The 16,691-nt window shown below is 63.2% G+C and carries 18 protein-coding genes; 17 read left to right on the top strand and 1 reads right to left on the bottom strand.

Annotated elements, in window-relative coordinates; genetic code table 11:
* The first annotated feature begins 38 nt into the window (after window positions 1-38).
* The 6 genes from mepA to J3P73_RS01140 all read left to right on the top strand — a co-directional run bounded on the left by mepA (window position 39) and on the right by J3P73_RS01140 (window position 6,058).
* Window positions 39-1,115: a penicillin-insensitive murein endopeptidase gene (mepA, locus tag J3P73_RS01165; protein ID WP_018070347.1), complete on the top strand. Its 1,077-nt coding sequence runs from the start codon at window positions 39-41 to the stop codon at window positions 1,113-1,115.
* A gap of 88 nt (window positions 1,116-1,203) precedes the next feature.
* Window positions 1,204-1,584 carry a methylglyoxal synthase gene (locus J3P73_RS01160; RefSeq protein WP_130772091.1) on the top strand — a complete coding sequence of 127 codons (381 nt, stop codon included), beginning with the start codon at window positions 1,204-1,206 and terminating at the stop codon, window positions 1,582-1,584.
* Between the two features lie 17 nt (window positions 1,585-1,601).
* Window positions 1,602-2,627, top strand: a complete 1,026-nt coding sequence (locus J3P73_RS01155) for a glucokinase (RefSeq protein WP_018482160.1) — start codon at window positions 1,602-1,604, stop codon at window positions 2,625-2,627.
* Window positions 2,628-2,773: 146 nt separating this feature from the next.
* The gene (locus J3P73_RS01150; protein ID WP_018482161.1) at window positions 2,774-4,561 is read left to right on the top strand and encodes an ABC transporter ATP-binding protein; all 1,788 of its coding nucleotides are present in this window, start codon (window positions 2,774-2,776) and stop codon (window positions 4,559-4,561) included.
* A 15-nt stretch (window positions 4,562-4,576) separates the two neighbouring features.
* Window positions 4,577-5,401, top strand: coding sequence for a 4-hydroxy-tetrahydrodipicolinate reductase (gene dapB / locus J3P73_RS01145; RefSeq protein WP_024323195.1), 825 nt, complete (start codon window positions 4,577-4,579; stop codon window positions 5,399-5,401).
* Between the two features lie 21 nt (window positions 5,402-5,422).
* Window positions 5,423-6,058: a 2,3-bisphosphoglycerate-dependent phosphoglycerate mutase gene (locus J3P73_RS01140; protein ID WP_024323194.1), complete on the top strand. Its 636-nt coding sequence runs from the start codon at window positions 5,423-5,425 to the stop codon at window positions 6,056-6,058.
* Between the two features lie 39 nt (window positions 6,059-6,097).
* Here the strand turns inward: J3P73_RS01140 and phnF are convergent, their stop codons facing one another.
* Window positions 6,098-6,835, bottom strand: coding sequence for a phosphonate metabolism transcriptional regulator PhnF (gene phnF / locus J3P73_RS01135; protein WP_024323193.1), 738 nt, complete (start codon window positions 6,833-6,835; stop codon window positions 6,098-6,100).
* A 118-nt stretch (window positions 6,836-6,953) separates the two neighbouring features.
* Here phnF and phnG point away from each other — a divergent pair, with 118 nt between their 5' ends.
* The 11 genes from phnG (at window position 6,954) to phnE (J3P73_RS01080) (ending at window position 16,577) form a co-directional block, all read left to right on the top strand.
* A complete protein-coding gene (gene phnG / locus J3P73_RS01130; protein ID WP_024323192.1) occupies window positions 6,954-7,430 on the top strand; it encodes a phosphonate C-P lyase system protein PhnG in 477 nt (158 codons plus the stop codon).
* Window positions 7,430-8,038, top strand: coding sequence for a phosphonate C-P lyase system protein PhnH (gene phnH, locus J3P73_RS01125; protein ID WP_024323191.1), 609 nt, complete (start codon window positions 7,430-7,432; stop codon window positions 8,036-8,038). The genes phnG and phnH overlap by 1 nt, the downstream gene beginning before the upstream one ends.
* A gap of 4 nt (window positions 8,039-8,042) precedes the next feature.
* Window positions 8,043-9,149 carry a carbon-phosphorus lyase complex subunit gene (locus J3P73_RS01120; RefSeq protein WP_012759692.1) on the top strand — a complete coding sequence of 369 codons (1,107 nt, stop codon included), beginning with the start codon at window positions 8,043-8,045 and terminating at the stop codon, window positions 9,147-9,149.
* Entirely contained in the window at window positions 9,146-10,021 is an 876-nt protein-coding gene (locus J3P73_RS01115; protein ID WP_024323190.1) for an alpha-D-ribose 1-methylphosphonate 5-phosphate C-P-lyase PhnJ, read from the top strand. The genes J3P73_RS01120 and J3P73_RS01115 overlap by 4 nt, the downstream gene beginning before the upstream one ends.
* Window positions 10,018-10,794, top strand: coding sequence for a phosphonate C-P lyase system protein PhnK (gene phnK / locus J3P73_RS01110; RefSeq protein ID WP_003544413.1), 777 nt, complete (start codon window positions 10,018-10,020; stop codon window positions 10,792-10,794). The genes J3P73_RS01115 and phnK overlap by 4 nt, the downstream gene beginning before the upstream one ends.
* 26 nt (window positions 10,795-10,820) lie before the next feature.
* Window positions 10,821-11,528, top strand: a complete 708-nt coding sequence (phnL, locus tag J3P73_RS01105) for a phosphonate C-P lyase system protein PhnL (RefSeq protein ID WP_018070356.1) — start codon at window positions 10,821-10,823, stop codon at window positions 11,526-11,528.
* Window positions 11,525-12,142 carry a DapH/DapD/GlmU-related protein gene (locus tag J3P73_RS01100; RefSeq protein ID WP_018070357.1) on the top strand — a complete coding sequence of 206 codons (618 nt, stop codon included), beginning with the start codon at window positions 11,525-11,527 and terminating at the stop codon, window positions 12,140-12,142. Before phnL ends, J3P73_RS01100 begins: the two co-directional genes overlap by 4 nt.
* A 117-nt stretch (window positions 12,143-12,259) precedes the next feature.
* Window positions 12,260-13,105 carry a phosphonate ABC transporter ATP-binding protein gene (gene phnC / locus J3P73_RS01095; RefSeq protein WP_032989633.1) on the top strand — a complete coding sequence of 282 codons (846 nt, stop codon included), beginning with the start codon at window positions 12,260-12,262 and terminating at the stop codon, window positions 13,103-13,105.
* 84 nt (window positions 13,106-13,189) lie between these two features.
* Entirely contained in the window at window positions 13,190-14,095 is a 906-nt protein-coding gene (gene phnD / locus J3P73_RS01090; RefSeq protein ID WP_018070359.1) for a phosphonate ABC transporter substrate-binding protein, read from the top strand.
* A gap of 171 nt (window positions 14,096-14,266) precedes the next feature.
* Window positions 14,267-15,226 (top strand): phosphonate ABC transporter, permease protein PhnE, encoded by a 960-nt coding sequence (gene phnE / locus J3P73_RS01085; RefSeq protein ID WP_018070360.1) that lies wholly within the window; start codon window positions 14,267-14,269, stop codon window positions 15,224-15,226.
* A 7-nt stretch (window positions 15,227-15,233) separates the two neighbouring features.
* Complete coding sequence (gene phnE / locus J3P73_RS01080; protein ID WP_024323188.1) at window positions 15,234-16,577, top strand: phosphonate ABC transporter, permease protein PhnE; 1,344 nt, start codon at window positions 15,234-15,236, stop codon at window positions 16,575-16,577.
* The last annotated feature ends 114 nt before the right edge of the window (window positions 16,578-16,691 follow it).

Raw genomic sequence — 16,691 nt, 5'->3', positions numbered from 1 at the left:
GATCGCAAATCACTTCGGCAGCGGTTCAAGGGAACAGTATGGCTTTCGGCTTCGCTCAGGCTTTCAGGACATTCGGCAAACTGACGCTTGCCGGCGCAATCGGCGCAAGCCTTGCCGCCGGTGACGTCGGTGCGGAGCAGAAGACGCCGAGCCCGGGCAGTGCCAAGGGGCAGTTCGGCGCCGTCAGCCTGCCGACGCAGGGACCGGCGCAACCGATCGGCTTTTACGCGAAGGGCTGCATGACGGGTGCGGTGGCGCTGCCGACCGACGGGCCGACCTGGGAGGCGATGCGGCTTTCGCGCAATCGCCGCTGGGGCAATCCGGCGATGATCTCGCTGCTCGAGCGTCTTTCTGAGGACGGGGTCAAATATGCCGGCTGGCCGGGCATTCTCGTCGGCGACATTGCGCAGCCGCGCGGCGGGCCGATGTTCAATGGCCATGCCTCGCACCAGATCGGCCTCGATGCCGACGTCTGGTTTACGCCGATGCCCGCGCGCCGCATGACGGCCGAGGAGCGCGAGGATCTGCCCTTCACCACCATGCTGCAAAAGGACAAGTTCCTGACTGTCGACCCCAAGGTCTGGACGCAATCGCGCGCGCGGCTGCTGATGCTGGCGGCAAGCTATCCCGAGGTGGAGCGCATCTTCGTCAATCCGGCGATCAAGAAGAAGATGTGCGACACCTGGACCGGCGACCGCACCAATCTCGGCAAGCTCCGGCCGGAATACGGCCACGACTCGCATTTCCACATCCGCATCAAGTGCCCGCCCGGTGCTGCGGGATGCACGCCGCAGGCCGCCGTCGCTGCCGGCGACGGCTGTGACAAGTCGCTCGCCTGGTGGTTCACGCCGGCGCCCTGGGCACCGCCGAAACCGCCGAAGCCCGGCGCCAAGCCGCCGAAGCCGCCGCGCGAGATGATGGTCTCCGACCTGCCGAAGGCCTGCGGCGCCGTGCTCGATGCTACTTCCGTCGCCTCGATGCAGGCCGCCACCTATGGCGGACCTTCCGCCGCAAGCGCGCTGACCGCCGCTCCGGCCGCAGCGCCTGCCGCCGACGCCGATGGCGCTTTACCCGATGTCGGCCCGGTTCCGAACGACAAACCGGCGATACAATGAGCAAGGCCCGGGGTGCGTTGTCTTTCAAATCGCAAACTCTTGGTATAGAAGCCATCAAATCGATTGAATTGCTCGGGCGGAGGGGTTGATGGCCGGCGGCAGATGCCTTGCATTGATTGCGCATGACCAGAAGAAGGACGACATGGCGGATTTCGCCCGCGCCAACCGGGATTTTCTCTCCCGATGGAAGATCGTCGCCACCGGCACCACTGGCGGGCGCGTGCTCGACGCCGCCCCCGATCTCCACGTCACGAGGTTAAAAAGCGGGCCGCTCGGCGGCGACCAGCAGATCGGCGCGCTGATTTCGACCGGCGAGGTCGACGCCCTGATCTTCTTCGTCGACCCCTTGACGCCGATGCCGCACGATGTCGACGTGAAGGCATTGATGCGGCTGGCGATCGTCTATGATATTCCGATGGCGCTCAACCACGCGACCGCTATAAAACTTCTTCCCACACTCGACGCCTGATCAGCACGGAACCGGCCATGCCAAAACTGAACAACAGCACCGCTCCGCTGCCTTTCCCGATCCTGATCGGCGATATCGGCGGCACGAATGCCCGTTTCTCCATCCTCACCGATGCCTATGCCGAGCCGAAACAGTTCCCGAACGTGCGCACGGCGGATTTCGCCACGATCGACGAAGCGATCCAGCATGGCGTGCTCGACAAGACCGCCGTGCAGCCGCGCTCGGCGATCCTCGCCGTCGCCGGCCCGATCAATGACGACGAGATCCCGCTGACCAATTGCGACTGGGTGGTGCGGCCAAAGACGATGATCGAGGGCCTCGGCATGGAGGATGTGCTCGTCGTCAACGATTTCGAGGCGCAGGCGCTGGCAATCGCCGCCCTTTCGGATGAAAACCGCGAACGCATCGGCGACGCCACCGGCGACATGATTGCCTCCCGCGTCGTGCTCGGACCGGGCACCGGCCTCGGCGTCGGCGGGCTCGTGCATGCCCAGCACAGCTGGATCCCGGTTCCCGGCGAAGGCGGCCATGTCGATCTCGGGCCGCGCAGCAAGCGCGACTATCAAATCTTCCCGCATATCGAGACGATCGAAGGCCGCGTTTCGGCCGAGCAGATCCTCTGCGGGCGCGGCCTCGTCAATCTCTACCATGCCATCTGCATTGTCGACGGCATCCAGCCGACGATGAAGGATCCCGCCGACATCACTTCGCACGCGCTTGCCGGCAGCGACAAGGCAGCCATAGAGACCGTCTCGCTGTTTGCCACCTATCTCGGCCGCGTGGCGGGCGACATGGCGATGGTGTTCATGGCGCGCGGCGGCGTCTATCTCTCAGGCGGCATCTCGCAGAAGATCATCCCGGCGCTGAAGAAGCCGGAATTCCGCATCGCCTTCGAGGACAAGGCGCCGCATACGGCGCTGCTTCGGACCATCCCGACCTATGTGGTGACACATCCGCTGGCAGCGCTTGCCGGGCTTTCCTCCTATGCGCGCATGCCGGCGAATTTCGGCGTCTCGACGGAAGGCCGCCGCTGGCGGCGTTAAGCCTGGCGCGCAAAGAAATACAGCGTTCTTGGCGCGTCCTGGCGGACGCGCGGCGCTCTAGCCAAACCAGTCCCAACTCTTTATAGACCCCGGCAAAAGTGCGCGTCGTCATCGCGGGGCGCTTGGTCCGAGACAGGAAATCCTATTTGGAAGCGGCGGAAAGCAGAACGCAGGGCGTCAGCAGCGATACCGTAACCGGCATCCTGAAGCGAATCATCGCTGAAAACGGCCGCGATCATCTGTGGGGCTATGTTTTTGCGATCGCCTGCCTCATCGTGGTGGCGCTTTCGACGGCGTTCACCGCCTGGATCATGCGGGCGATCATCGACGAGGCCTTCGCCAATCGGCGCGCCGACGTCGTCTGGATCATCTGTCTTTCGATCTTTATCGCCTTCGTGCTGCGCGGTTTTGCGAGCTATGGCCAGGCGGTGGCGCTTTCCAAGGTCGGCAACGATATCGTCGCCCGCTACCAGCGCCGGCTCTATGCGCATCTGATGACGCTTTCGGTCGGCTTCTTCAGCGAGGCGCGCTCTGCCCATATCGCCGCGCAGGTGAGCCAGAATGTCAGCGGCATTCGCGACGTGCTCAACCTGACGATCACCTCGACAGTGCGCGACCTGCTGACTTTCGTTTCGCTGCTCGCCGTGATGATCCTTCAGGATCCGTTGCTCAGCCTTGCCGTGTTCATCATGGCGCCGCCGCTGCTTTATGCGCTGCGCTATGTTTCGAAGCGGCTGCGCTCGGCGACTCGCGAGGCCGTGCATCTGAACAGCCACGTTCTCGGCGCCATGCAGGAGACGATCCAGGGCATCGCTATCGTGAAAGCCTTCACGATGGAAGAAGAGCTGGAGCGCAAGGTCAACAAGCTCATCAAAGGCGCCGAAAGCCGGGCCAACCGGATTGCCCGACTTTCCGAGCGCACCTCTCCTCTGACGGAAAGTTTCGCGGGTTTTGCCGTCGCCAGCGTGCTTGCCTATGCCGCCTACCGCTCGATATACTTCAATGTGCCACCCGGCGCCTTCTTCTCCTTCGTCACGGCGCTGCTGCTTGCCTATGACCCGGCCCGCCGGCTTGCCCGCCTGCAGGTGCAGATGGAGCGCGCCGTCGTCAATGCGCGGATGATCTATGAACTGCTCGACATGGAACCGCGCCAGCGCGACCTGCCGGATGCCCGGCCGCTGACGGTGACGCAGGCAAGGATCGAATTCCGCAATGTTTCCTTCGCCTACGGCAATGAGAGCGTACTCAGCGGCGTCAGTTTCACCGCCGAGGGCGGCGCGACCACGGCGCTGGTCGGGCCCTCCGGCGCCGGTAAATCCACCGTCATCAGCCTCATTCCGCGTTTTTACGATCCGCGCGAGGGCGAAATCCTAATCGACGGACAGGATATCGCCCACATCACCAAGAAGTCGCTGCGCCAGCAGCTCGCCTATGTCTCGCAGCAGCCCTATCTGTTCGAGGGTACGATCCGCGACAATATCCGCTATGGCCGGCCGGAAGCGACCGATGCCGAGGTGGAAGAGGCGGCGCGGCTTGCCTATGCGCATGACTTCATCTCAGCACAGCCGCAAGGTTACGAGACGCCGGTCGGCGAAAACGGCGTGACGCTTTCGGGCGGCCAGCGCCAGCGGTTATCGATCGCGCGCGCCCTGGTACGCAATGCGCCGATCCTGCTTCTCGACGAGGCGACCTCCGCCCTCGACACCGAATCCGAGGCAGCCGTGCAGAAGGCGCTCGATGAAGCGATGAGCGGACGCACCGTCGTCGTCATCGCCCACCGGCTTTCGACCGTGGTGCGCGCCGACAAGATCGTCGTCATGCAGCAGGGTCGTGTCGTCGAGGAAGGTAATCACGAGACGCTTGCGAAGGTCAGCGACGGTCTTTACGCTCGCCTCAACAACCTGCAGAGGCCTTCGGCCTCCGATTCAAACTGACCTGGTGAGACTGACATGGGCGATGCTGCGATGAAACTGGTGGTGGTTGGCGCAGCCGGACGCATGGGGCAGACGCTAATCCGGCTCATCCATTCCATCGAAGGCGTCACGCTGCATGCCGCGATCGAGCGCACCGGCTCGCCCTTCGTCGGCAAGGATGCCGGCGAGATCGCCGGTCTCGGCCCGACCGGTGTCGTTATCGGCGACGATCCGCTCAACGCTTTTCTCGATGCCGAAGGCGTGCTCGACTTCACCTCGCCTGCTGCAACAGTGGAATTCTCAGGCCTCGCCGCGCAGGCCCGCATCGTCCATGTCATCGGCACGACGGGCTGTTCGGACGACGACAATGCCAGGATCGCCGCAGCGGCCCGCCATGCCCGCATCGTCAAGTCGGGCAATATGAGCCTCGGGGTCAATCTGCTCAGTGTGCTCGCAGAGCAGGCAGCGCGTGCGCTCGATCCTGATGACTGGGATATCGAGATCCTGGAAATGCACCACAAGCACAAGGTGGATGCGCCGTCCGGCACCGCCCTTCTTTTCGGCGAGGCCGCGGCAAAGGGGCGCGGCATCGATCTTGCCACGAAATCCGTCCGGGTGCGCGACGGCCATACCGGCGCCCGCGAAGCGGGCACTATCGGCTTTGCGACGCTACGCGGCGGCTCCGTCATCGGCGAACATTCCGTGCTTTTCGCCGGAGAAGGTGAAATCGTCACCCTGTCGCACAGTGCGGCCGACCGCTCGATCTTTGCGCGCGGCGCCATCAAGGCGGCCCTTTGGGCGCGCGACAAGAAGCCGGGTCTCTATTCCATGCTCGACGTGCTCGGGCTTTCTTCCTCATAACGATACTACGGAGGCATATTCATGAGCGGTACCCTCGTCCTCGTTCGCCACGGCCAGAGTGACTGGAACCTGAAGAATCTCTTCACCGGCTGGAAGGATCCCGATCTGACCGAGCTCGGCGTCCAGGAAGCCAATGCCGGCGGGGCGGCGCTCGCCGAATACGGAATCAAATTCGACGTCGCCTACACCTCCGTGCTGGTTCGTGCGCAGCACACGCTGAAGCTCATCCTCGACAAGGTCGGCCAGCCCGATCTCCTGACGATCCGCGACCAGGCACTGAACGAGCGCGACTACGGCGACCTCTCCGGCCTCAACAAGGACGATGCACGCGCCAAATGGGGCGAGGAACAGGTGCATATCTGGCGCCGCTCCTATGACGTGCCGCCTCCCGGCGGTGAAAGCCTGCGCGACACCGGCGCCCGCGTCTGGCCCTACTACCTCACCGAGATCCTGCCGCGCGTGCTCAGGGGCGAGAAGGTGCTGGTTGCCGCTCACGGCAATTCGCTGCGCTCGCTGGTGATGGTGCTCGACAAGCTGAGCAAAGAAGGCGTGCTCGCCCTCAACCTCGCGACCGGCGTGCCGATGGTCTACAAGCTGAAGGCGGATTCCACCGTCGCATCCAAGGAAGTGCTCGGCGACATGTCGGGCGCGCATTAATCTTGGCTGATCTTTCCCCGCTTCGGCGGGGAAAGGCGCTCAGTTCTCGATGGTGAACTGTACCCGGTCGGCCGCGAAGCGGCTGATCGAATATTGCACCGGCACACCCTCAAGGTCGGTATTCATCGCCTTGGCGATCAGCAGGATCGCGCCGGGGGTGAGTTCGAGGTCGGCCATATCGGCTGCACTCGCATGGGCGGCCGTCACTTCGGTCGTGGCGCGGACGTAATCTGGCAGGCCGAGTTCGGCGAAAGCCTTGGTGATCGATTCTTCCGTCCGGTAGGCCTGACCGATACCGGCAAAGCGCTTGGCGGGAAACCAGCTCGTCGCCCTTGAAACCGGCCGCTTGTCTGCCTGGCGCAATGTTTCCAGGCGGATCACCTCTTCTCCCGGTTTCAGGCCCAGCCAGCGGGCGATCTCGGCACTCGCTTCTTCCTTCGCCTCATCGAGCAGAAGGCCGCGCATTTCACGCGCCTGATCGCCAATGCCGGCAGTGAAGCGCGTGCGCCGCGTGATCGGAAAATTCAGCCGCTCCTTGCGCTCGATCAGCGTGCCGCGACCTTGTACCGCACGGACGATCCCCTCCTGCGCTAGTGCCGCCAGCGCACTGCGCACCGTATGCCGGTTGACGCCGAATTGCAGCGCCAGCATGGTTTCCGGCGGCACCATTCCCGTTTCGTCATAGGCGCCGCTGCTGATCGCCTCGCGAATCCGATCGGCGATCTGGCGCCAGAGCGCCACGCCGGTTTGCCTTTGCACCTGCTTCAATCCCGCCATTCCGCCCCTGCCCACCATTTCACGCCGCCGATGTCACACGCTTGTCACGACATCGATTTAGAGCTAAGTATATCTTGTATAGTTGTCTATATCAATAGACATTTAGAGGGAAGCGGCGATGATATCAGCAGACAGGACAGACGCTGCGTCACAGACGGCATCCGGGCGCAAACGCGCCGCCGATCTGCTGGCGCGCGCGGAGCGTAGCGAACTCTCAGCGGTCTTCGATGCGCTGCCGGAAAAGCCTGTGGCCCATCAGGTGCGCGGACCGGAGACCGGGCTGGTCATGGTGCGCGGACGCATCGGCGGCGGCGGCGCTCCCTTCAATCTGGGCGAAGTGACCGTGACGCGGGCGACGGTCCGGTTCGACACCGGCTCGGTCGGCCATGCACAGGCGCTCGGCACCGACCGCGAGAAGGCCAGGCTTGCGGCGATCTTCGACGCGCTCTGGCAGGAGGATGCGACAAAGGATTTCGTCGAACAGGCACTGCTTTTACCGATCGCCGAACGGATCGCCGATGCCGAACGCCGCAAGGCGGACGAGACGGCGGCAACCCGCGTCGATTTCTTCACCATGGTGCGGGGAGACAACTGATGGGCCTGAAGACAGAAGCTTTGACCGGCGGCTTTGCCGTCCCGGTCTTCCATGCCCAAAGCGTCTTCAAGATGCTGATGGACGGCATGGCCCGCCCCGGCACGATCCAGACCGTTCAGCCCGACGTCGCTCCGCCGGCACCGCTCGGCATCGCCGCCGGCACGATCGCGCTGACGCTTTGCGACCACGACACGCCCGTCTGGCTTTCCCAGGGACTGGCGAGATCCGCCGTGCCGGAGTGGCTCGGCTTCCATACCGGCGCGCCGCTGACGACCGAAAAGGCCGAGGCGCGCTTTGCCTTCACCGAGGCCGGCACCGCGCTTTCCTCCTTCGGCCTCTTTGCATCAGGCACGCAGGAATATCCCGATCGCTCGACGACCCTCATCATTGAGCTCGCCGAACTCGAGGGTGGCCGCAGGCTGGCGCTGATGGGTCCCGGCATCCAGAGCGTGACGGAGATCGCGCCTATCGGCCTGCCGGAGACCTTCCTGCGGCTCTGGACCGAGAACCGTGCGCTCTTTCCGCGCGGCGTCGACATCGTGCTGACATCGGGCAGGCGTTTCCTCTGCCTGCCGCGCACCACCAAGATCACAGCAACGGAGATCTGAGCTCATGTATGTTGCCGTCAAGGGTGGCGAGGCTGCCATCGCCAATGCCCACCGCCTGCTCGCCGACCGCCGCCGCGGCGACCGTTCGCTACCGGCGATCGGCATCGAACAGATCGTGGCGCAGCTGGCGCTCGCCGTCGACCGCGTCATGGCCGAGGCTTCGCTTTTCGACCGCACGCTCGCAGCACTCGCCATCCGCCAATCGCGCGGTGACATGATCGAGGCGATCTTCCTGCTGCGTGCCTACCGCACAACGCTGCCGCGTTTCGGCTATTCGAAGCCGCTCGACACAGCTGATATGACGATCGAACGCCGCATCTCGGCGACCTACAAGGATCTGCCGGGCGGCCAGCTTCTTGGGCCTACCTTCGACTATACCCACCGCCTGCTCGATCCCTCGCTGCTTTCGGACGAGGCAGTCGAGACGCCCGCTCAGCGCGCCGCCGAGACCGGCCGCGTCATGCGCGTCTCCGAGATCCTCGGCGAGGAAGGCCTGATCGAGGCCGACGGCGACATGCCGGAAGATCACGAGATCGGCGACCTGACCCGCGAGCCGATGGAATTTCCGATGACCCGGGATCTGCGCCTGCAGGCGCTTGCCCGCGGCGACGAGGGCTTCCTGCTGGCGCTCGGTTATTCCACCCAGCGCGGCTACGGCCGCAACCACCCCTTCACTGGTGAAATCCGCATCGGCGACGTCGAGGTGGAATTCGACGTGCCGGAACTCGGTTTCGCCGTCTCGCTCGGCACGATCCAGATCACCGAATGCCAGATGGTCAACCAGTTCAAGGGTTCGGCCAAGGCGCCGCCGCAATTCACCCGCGGCTACGGCCTGGTCTTCGGCCAGAGCGAGCGCAAGGCGATGGCGATGTCGCTGGTCGACCGGGCGCTTCGCGCCGAAGAGCTCGGCGAGGATATCACCGCGCCGGCACAGGATGAGGAATTCGTCATCTCGCACTCCGACAATGTCCAAGCGACGGGCTTCGTCGAGCACCTGAAGCTTCCGCATTATGTGGACTTCCAGGCCGAACTCGATCTCGTCCGCCGCATGCGCCGCGAATTCGAAGCCGCCCGCAACGGTGGCGAAGACATGAAGGAAGCCGCCGAATGACCGATCTGGCCAGCTACAACTTCGCCTATCTCGACGAACAGACCAAGCGGATGATCCGCCGCGCCATCCTGAAGGCGATCGCCATTCCGGGTTACCAGGTGCCCTTCGCCTCGCGCGAAATGCCGATGCCCTATGGCTGGGGCACCGGCGGCGTGCAGGTGACGGCCTCGATCATCGGACCGGACGACGTGCTGAAGGTCATCGACCAGGGCGCCGACGACACGACCAACGCCGTTTCCATCCGCGCCTTCTTCCAGAAGGTCGCCAATGTCGCGGTGACGACGCATACCAAGGATGCGACCATCATCCAGACGCGCCACCGCATTCCCGAAGAAAAGCTTGGGGTCGGGCAGGTGCTCGTCTACCAGGTGCCGATCCCCGAGCCGCTGCGCTTCCTCGAGCCGCGCGAGACCGAGACCCGCAAGATGCACTCGCTCGAAGAATACGGCCTCATGCATGTGAAGCTCTACGAGGATATCGCCCATAACGGCCGCATTTCGCGGACATACGCCTATCCGGTGAAGGTCCACGGCCGCTATGTCATGGACCCGTCGCCGACGCCGAAATTCGACAATCCGAAGATGCATATGTCGGACGCGCTGCAGCTCTTCGGCGCCGGACGCGAGAAGCGCATCTATGCGGTTCCGCCCTATACCGACGTCGTCAGCCTGGATTTCGAAGATTATCCCTTCGATATCCAGCGCTTCGACAAGCCCTGCGCCCTTTGCGGTGCGGAGGATGTCTACCTCGACGAGGTGGTTCTCGACGACAAGGGCGGGCGGATGTTCGTCTGCTCCGATACCGATCATTGCGAAGACCGCCGCGCGCACGGACATGCCGGCGAGATGCTGGCCCGGGAGGCTGCAGAATGAGCGATACTCCGCTTCTCAAAGTCCATGACGTTTCGAAATTCTACGGCAACCGCATCGGCTGCCGCGACGTCTCCTTCGAGCTCTGGCCCGGCGAAGTGCTCGCCATCGTCGGTGAATCCGGCTCCGGCAAGACGACGTTGCTCAACTGCCTTTCCACCCGGCTGCTGCCGAGCACGGGCAGCGTCGAATATCACATGCGCGACGGCAGCTACCGCGACCTCTATCGTATGAACGAGGCCGAGCGGCGCTTCCTGATGCGCACCGATTGGGGCTTCGTGCACCAGAACCCGGCCGATGGCCTGCGCATGACGGTCTCAGCCGGCGCCAATGTCGGCGAACGGCTGATGGCGATCGGCGACCGGCACTACGGCAAGATCCGCGCTTCGGCGATCGACTGGCTCGAACGCGTCGAGATCGACGCCGACCGCATCGACGACCAGCCGCGCGCCTTTTCCGGCGGCATGCGCCAGCGCCTGCAGATCGCCCGCAACCTCGTCACCGGCCCGCGGCTCGTCTTCATGGACGAGCCGACCGGCGGCCTCGACGTCTCGGTGCAGGCGCGCCTGCTCGACCTCGTGCGCGGCCTCGTCAACGATCTCGGCCTCTCGGCCATCATCGTCACCCACGATCTCGCCGTCGCCCGCCTGCTCTCGCACCGGATGATGGTGATGAAGGACGGCTACGTCATCGAACACGGGCTCACCGACCGCGTGCTCGACGACCCGCGCGAACCCTATACGCAGCTGCTCGTCTCCTCGATCCTGCAAGTCTGAGGCCCAAAACCAAGGAAGAAGAAATCATGGCAACGCCTCTCGTCGTTTCCGAAGTCTCGAAGAGCTTCACCATGCATCTGCGCGACGGCATCAAGTTGCCCGTCGTCTCCGATGTCGCCTTCTCGGTCGCATCGGGCGAATGCGTCGTTCTCGGTGGCCCGTCGGGCATCGGCAAGAGCTCGCTGCTCAAGATGATCTACGGCAATTATGCCGTCGACACCGGCCAGATCCTCATCCGCCACGACGGACGCATCGTCGATCTCGCCTCCACCGATCCGCGCACCGTGCTCAACGTCCGCCGCAATACGCTTGGCTATGTCAGCCAGTTCCTGCGCACCGTGCCGCGCGTCGCGGCGATCGATGTGGTTGCCGAACCACTGGTGGCACGCGGCGAGGACGCCGCCACGGCACGGGAAAAGGCGGGCGCCCTGCTGGCCAGGCTCAATCTGCCGGAAACGCTCTGGCAGCTCCCGCCCGCCACCTTCTCCGGCGGCGAGCAGCAACGCGTCAACATCGCGCGCGGCTTCATCACCGAGCATACGATCCTGCTTCTCGACGAACCCACAGCCTCGCTCGATGCCAGGAACCGTGCCGTCGTCGTCGGCATGATCGCGGAAAAGAAGAAGGCGGGTGTCGCCCTTCTCGGCATCTTCCACGACGAGGAAGTGCGCGAAGCCGTCGCCGACCGCATCCTCGACGTCCAGCAGTTCTCACCCAGAAAGATCGCTGCATGAGCCGCAAGCTGGGTATCGAGCCCTATTTTCATGAGACGGCATCCGTCACCGATTCCACCTTCGGGCGCTATACGGAGGTCTCGGAACGCAGCCGCATCAGCGAGGCCACGTTCGGCGACTATTCCTACATCATGCAGGACGGCTCCGTCTGGTGTGCGACGATCGGCAAGTTCGTCAATATCGCCGCCGCCGTGCGCATCAACGCCACCAACCATCCGACCTGGCGCGCGACACTGCATCATTTCACCTATCGCGCCGCCGACTACTGGCCGGACGGCGACATGGAGACGGACTTCTTCGCCTGGCGGCGCGCAAACCGGGTGACGATCGGCAACGATGTCTGGATCGGCCACGGAGCGACCATCCTGCCCGGCGTTAGCGTCGGCAACGGCGCGGTGATCGGAGCCGGGGCCGTCGTCTCGAAGGACGTCGCGCCCTATGCGATCGTCGGCGGCGTGCCGGCCAAGCTCATCCGCGAGCGCTTTCCAAGAGAGGTCGGCGAACGGATGGACAGGCTTTGCTGGTGGGACTGGGAGCACGACCGGCTGCGCCAGGCGCTCCAGGATTTCCGCAACCTTAGCGCGGAAGATTTCCTGTCCCGCTACGGCGGTTAAACCCCCGATATGGGGGCGGAGAATTGTGACAGGACTTACACAAATTTGACATGCGAGGTTCATCAAGCGGGACTAATGCGATGCTGATCAAGGCCTGGATCGCAAGGGAAGAGCATGATGTTCGAGCTGAAGAATGTCACACGTCGTTTCGGAAAAAAGCTCGCCGTCGATTCCGTCACGCTCGCCATTCCCCAGGGCCAGATGGTCGGCGTCATCGGCCGCTCCGGCGCCGGCAAGTCGACGCTGCTGCGCATGATCAACCGCCTTCAGGAGCCGAGCTCCGGCTCCGTTCATTTCGCCGGCGTCGAGGTCTCCGGGCTTCGCGGCCAGGCGTTGCGCAACTGGCAGCGCGACTGCGCGATGATCTTCCAGCAGTTCAACCTGGTACCGCGCCTCGACGTTCTCACCAATGTCATGCTCGGCCGCCTCAATCATCGCTCGACGCTTATGAGCCTCCTCAACATCTTCACCCGCGAGGAACGCGTGCATGCCATCGCGGCACTCGAACGCCTCGGCATCGAGCAGACGGCGCTGCAGGCGGCCGGCACGCTTTCCGGCGGCCAGCAGCAGCGCGTGGCGATCGCCCGCGCGCTGATGCAGAACCCGAAGATGGTTCTTGCCGACGAGCCGATCGCCTCTCTCGATCCGCTGAACGCCAAGATCGTCATGGATGCGCTGCGCGACATCAACGAGCGCGAGGGCATCACCGTCATCACCAACCTTCACACGCTCGACACCGCCCGCAACTATTGTGAGCGCATCGTCGGCATGGCCGGCGGCCGCGTCGTCTTCGACGGCAAGCCCTCGGAGCTGACCGCCGAAGCGGTGAAGGAAATCTACGGGACGGACAAGGACGGCGCCGGCATCGACGAAACGGTGACCTCGACATCGATCAATATCGCCCCCGAGCGGGCAGACAATCAATCCGCCGGCACCCAACCGCTGGCGCTGGCCGGCCTCTGAGAGGCAGCCGCGATCGAGCGCCCGCGTCAAGGGCACACTTCTTTGTAACGGGAAGACCGGGGACACCGGTCAATAGGAGAGAACATGTTGAAGAAAGCACTCTTTGCGGCAACGGCGCTCTTCGCGCTTGCCGGCGCTACCCATGCTGCAGACCTCAAGGAATTCCGCATCGGCATCCTCGGCGGCGAAAACGAAACCGACCGCCTGCGTAACTACGCCTGTCTCGCCGACCACCTGAAGAAGGAATTCGGCTTCGAGAAGGTTTCGCTCTTCCCGGCCGCCGACTATGACGGCGTGATCCAGGGTCTGCTCGGCGGCACGCTCGACTTCGCCGAACTCGGCGCTTCCGGCTACGCAGCCGTCTACATCAAGGATCCGAAGGCTGTGACGCCGATCCTGACGACGCAGCAGAAGGACGGCTCGACGGGTTACCACTCGATCGGCCTCGCTCTGAAATCATCGGGCATCAAGACCATCCAGGACGCCAAGGGCAAGAAGCTCGGCTACGCCGACCCGGATTCCACCTCCGGCTACCTCGTTCCGCTGACGCAGATCCCGAAGGACACGGGCATGCCGAACGACAAGTTCTTCGCTTCGACCCAGTTCAACGGCGGCCACGAGAACAACCTTCTTGCCGCCTATGACGGTAAGGTCGACGTCGCCGTCGACGATAGCTCGGGCATCGGCGATTTCAAGGACGGCTACACCTCCGGCACCTTCCGCAAGGAAGTCGACAAGGGCGCCGTCGATCCGAACAAGCTGGTCGAAGTCTGGCGTTCGCCGCTGATTCCGAACGGCCCGCTCGTCGTTCGCAACGCTCTCGGCGAAGAATGGCAGACGAAGCTTACAGCCTTCTTCACGGCTCTGCCGGAAAAGGATCACAAGTGCTTCGCGGCTATCGAAGGCGGCGATTACAAGGGCTACTCGCCCGTCAAGCACGACTTCTACAACACCGTCGTTGAAGTCCGCAAAGCTGCCATCGGCGGCTGATCGAGCCGTTTCGAATGAGGGCGGCCAGCGACGGCCGCCCTCTATCTTTTGACTACAGCGCCGCGCGTCTTAGACGCGCAAAGGATGCTGTAGCACTTTGAATTGCTGCATAATTCTATCCTCAAATCGATTCCGATTTGAGGATAGAATTATGAAGTAGGCGAGGCGTTGATGACTATTGCCGATACACAGCCGCACATGCAGAGCACGCAGGAGATCGGCACCGCCTGGGACCGGATGGTGGCCAAGCGCCGCTTCTATACCGTTCTCGGCCTGGTTATCCTGATTGCGGCTTTTGTCAGCTCCGTCCGCTTCGCCGATGAGAGCAATGCCGGCCATTTCTTCGACCGCCTGCCGCATCTCTTCGACTTCCTGAGCTGGCTCATCCCCAAGGATTGGCACGACGTCTGGCGCGCGCTGTTCGACATAGCGAGCGTCAACGACAAGGGCGGCGAGGAATTCAATTTCGACAGGGGACGCGTCTATGTCTGGGGCGCCTTCTACATTCCCGAATATTTCGAGCTGATGATCGTCACGATCAACGTGGCGCTGATCTCGACGATCATCGCCTTCGTCTTTGCCGTCCCCTTGAGCTTCTTTGCCGCGCGCAACCTGACGAATTCATGGCCGTTGCGCATCTTCACCAAGCGGCTGATGGAATTCCTGCGCGCCTTCCCGGAAATCGTCATTGCCGGGCTGTTTTCGGCGATCCTGTCGATCGGGCCGGTCGCCGCCATCATCGCCATCACCCTGCACACGATCGGCGCGCTCGGCAAACTCTTCTACGAAGTGGCCGAGAATATCGACATGAAGCCGCATGAGGGCATGAAAGCCGTCGGCGCCAACTGGTGGGAGCGCGTCCGCTTTGCCGCCCTGCCGCAAGTGCTGCCGAATTTCACCTCCTATGCGCTGCTGCGCCTTGAGATCAACGTGCGCGCCTCGACCATTATCGGCGCCGTCGGCGGCGGCGGCATCGGCGAGGAGCTGAAACTTTCGATCTCGCGCGGCTTCGGCGCCAAGACGGTGGCGCTCGTTCTTCTGCTGTTCGTGACGATCGTCGCCGTCGACCAGTTCTCCGCATGGCTGCGCCGCCGCCTGGTCGGCGAGCACGCCTTCCTTCTGCAACATTGAGGCCGCCATGACGGTGATCGACGCAAACCGTATGCACGAGATAGAAACGCGCTATCCGGAATATTTCCACCAGTCGTTCCGCCAGCGTTTCGGCGGGCTGATGATCCTCATCGCGACGCTGCTCTACAGCCTCTATGCCGTCTGGTTCTTCGATCTGCCCAAGCTCTTCGCCGAAGCCCATTGGGAGCGCGTCGGCATCTATCTCAGCCAATGGGTGAGCTACGACGTTCAGCCGGAATTCCGCATTGGGGATGACGGCTCGATCGACATCCGTTATCCGCGTTTCTCGCCGCTCGGCGACAATCCGAATCCGGACTGGCTGGTCAACAACCCCGACGGCAGCATCACCGTTTCGATCAGCGGCACCAGCCGCACCGTCACCGTCTCGAAGAGCGAGACGATCGTCACCGCGTATGGCGTCAGCGTCCCGGTGGACGTTTTCGGCGGTGCGCCGAAAGTCGTCGGACCGGTACCCGGCTGGATGACGGTCTATGATGACAACGTGCTGGCCGATCTCGGCTTTGCCGGCAATGTCAGCATATCAGTCGACCGGGTGAAGATTCGCAAACGTTTCATCGGCTGGGCGAATTTCGTCTTCGACACGCAATCGTCCTTCTTCGACAAGCCGGTCGGCGAGGTCGTCAGCCTCATCGTCTCCGGCCCGCGCATCAAGCCCGACCAATCCAATCTGTCGCTCGCCTTCGACGACATCTGGAACAACAGCGAATGGCAGCACGGCGACGTCTGGACCAAGCTTTTCCAGACGATCGTCATGGCGTTCCTCGGAACGCTGCTCGGCGCGCTTACCGCGTTCCCGCTCGCCTTCCTGGCAGCGCGCAACATCACGCCGAACCGCCTGCTGAATCAGATCCTGAAGCGCTTCTTCGATTTCCTGCGTTCAGTCGATATGCTGATCTGGGCGCTGTTCCTGACACGCGCCTTCGGCCCGGGCCCGCTTGCCGGCAGCGGTGCGATCTTCCTCACCGAGACCGGCACGCTCGGCAAACTCTATTCGGAAGGCCTCGAGAATATCGACAACAAGCCGCGCGAAGGCATCAAATCAACAGGCGCTCAGACCGTGCTCGTTCATCGTTATGGCATTATGCCGCAGATCGTTCCCGTCTTCGTCAGCCAGACGCTCTACCAATGGGAATCGAACGTGCGCGGCGCGACCATTATCGGCGCCGTCGGCGCCGGCGGCATCGGCCTGAAACTGTGGGAGGCCATGCGCACCAACGCCAATTGGGAAAACGTCGCCTACATGGTCATTCTGATCTTGATCGTCGTCTTCATATTCGACACCGCCTCGAACGCGTTGCGCCACCGGCTGATGGGCACGAAAACCCACTGATCCATCGATCAAAGGCGGTGGCGGCGCGACGTCATCATCATTCTGTCACGGAAATCTTTTAGCCGGGAACCTGCTTGCGGTTCGCCGCCAAATCACTGCACAGTGCCCTCCCCG

The sequence above is a fragment of the Rhizobium ruizarguesonis genome, assembly GCF_017357285.1.
Lineage (GTDB): Bacteria > Pseudomonadota > Alphaproteobacteria > Rhizobiales > Rhizobiaceae > Rhizobium > Rhizobium ruizarguesonis.
The sequence above is the reverse complement of the archived record's forward strand: the minus strand, read 5'-3'. Positions and strand labels throughout refer to the sequence as shown.

What these genes read in the sequence shown, in the direction of transcription:
- mepA (WP_018070347.1), top strand. Translation starts at nt 39, where the DNA reads ATGGCTTTCGGCTTCGCTCAGGCTTTCAGGACATTCGGCAAACTGACG.
- J3P73_RS01160 (WP_130772091.1), top strand. Translation starts at nt 1,204, where the DNA reads ATGGCCGGCGGCAGATGCCTTGCATTGATTGCGCATGACCAGAAGAAG.
- J3P73_RS01155 (WP_018482160.1), top strand. Translation starts at nt 1,602, where the DNA reads ATGCCAAAACTGAACAACAGCACCGCTCCGCTGCCTTTCCCGATCCTG.
- dapB (WP_024323195.1), top strand. Translation starts at nt 4,577, where the DNA reads ATGGGCGATGCTGCGATGAAACTGGTGGTGGTTGGCGCAGCCGGACGC.
- J3P73_RS01140 (WP_024323194.1), top strand. Translation starts at nt 5,423, where the DNA reads ATGAGCGGTACCCTCGTCCTCGTTCGCCACGGCCAGAGTGACTGGAAC.
- phnF (WP_024323193.1), bottom strand. Translation starts at nt 6,835, where the DNA reads ATGGCGGGATTGAAGCAGGTGCAAAGGCAAACCGGCGTGGCGCTCTGG.
- phnG (WP_024323192.1), top strand. Translation starts at nt 6,954, where the DNA reads ATGATATCAGCAGACAGGACAGACGCTGCGTCACAGACGGCATCCGGG.
- phnH (WP_024323191.1), top strand. Translation starts at nt 7,430, where the DNA reads ATGGGCCTGAAGACAGAAGCTTTGACCGGCGGCTTTGCCGTCCCGGTC.
- J3P73_RS01120 (WP_012759692.1), top strand. Translation starts at nt 8,043, where the DNA reads ATGTATGTTGCCGTCAAGGGTGGCGAGGCTGCCATCGCCAATGCCCAC.
- J3P73_RS01115 (WP_024323190.1), top strand. Translation starts at nt 9,146, where the DNA reads ATGACCGATCTGGCCAGCTACAACTTCGCCTATCTCGACGAACAGACC.
- phnK (WP_003544413.1), top strand. Translation starts at nt 10,018, where the DNA reads ATGAGCGATACTCCGCTTCTCAAAGTCCATGACGTTTCGAAATTCTAC.
- phnL (WP_018070356.1), top strand. Translation starts at nt 10,821, where the DNA reads ATGGCAACGCCTCTCGTCGTTTCCGAAGTCTCGAAGAGCTTCACCATG.
- J3P73_RS01100 (WP_018070357.1), top strand. Translation starts at nt 11,525, where the DNA reads ATGAGCCGCAAGCTGGGTATCGAGCCCTATTTTCATGAGACGGCATCC.
- phnC (WP_032989633.1), top strand. Translation starts at nt 12,260, where the DNA reads ATGTTCGAGCTGAAGAATGTCACACGTCGTTTCGGAAAAAAGCTCGCC.
- phnD (WP_018070359.1), top strand. Translation starts at nt 13,190, where the DNA reads ATGTTGAAGAAAGCACTCTTTGCGGCAACGGCGCTCTTCGCGCTTGCC.
- phnE (WP_018070360.1), top strand. Translation starts at nt 14,267, where the DNA reads ATGACTATTGCCGATACACAGCCGCACATGCAGAGCACGCAGGAGATC.
- phnE (WP_024323188.1), top strand. Translation starts at nt 15,234, where the DNA reads ATGACGGTGATCGACGCAAACCGTATGCACGAGATAGAAACGCGCTAT.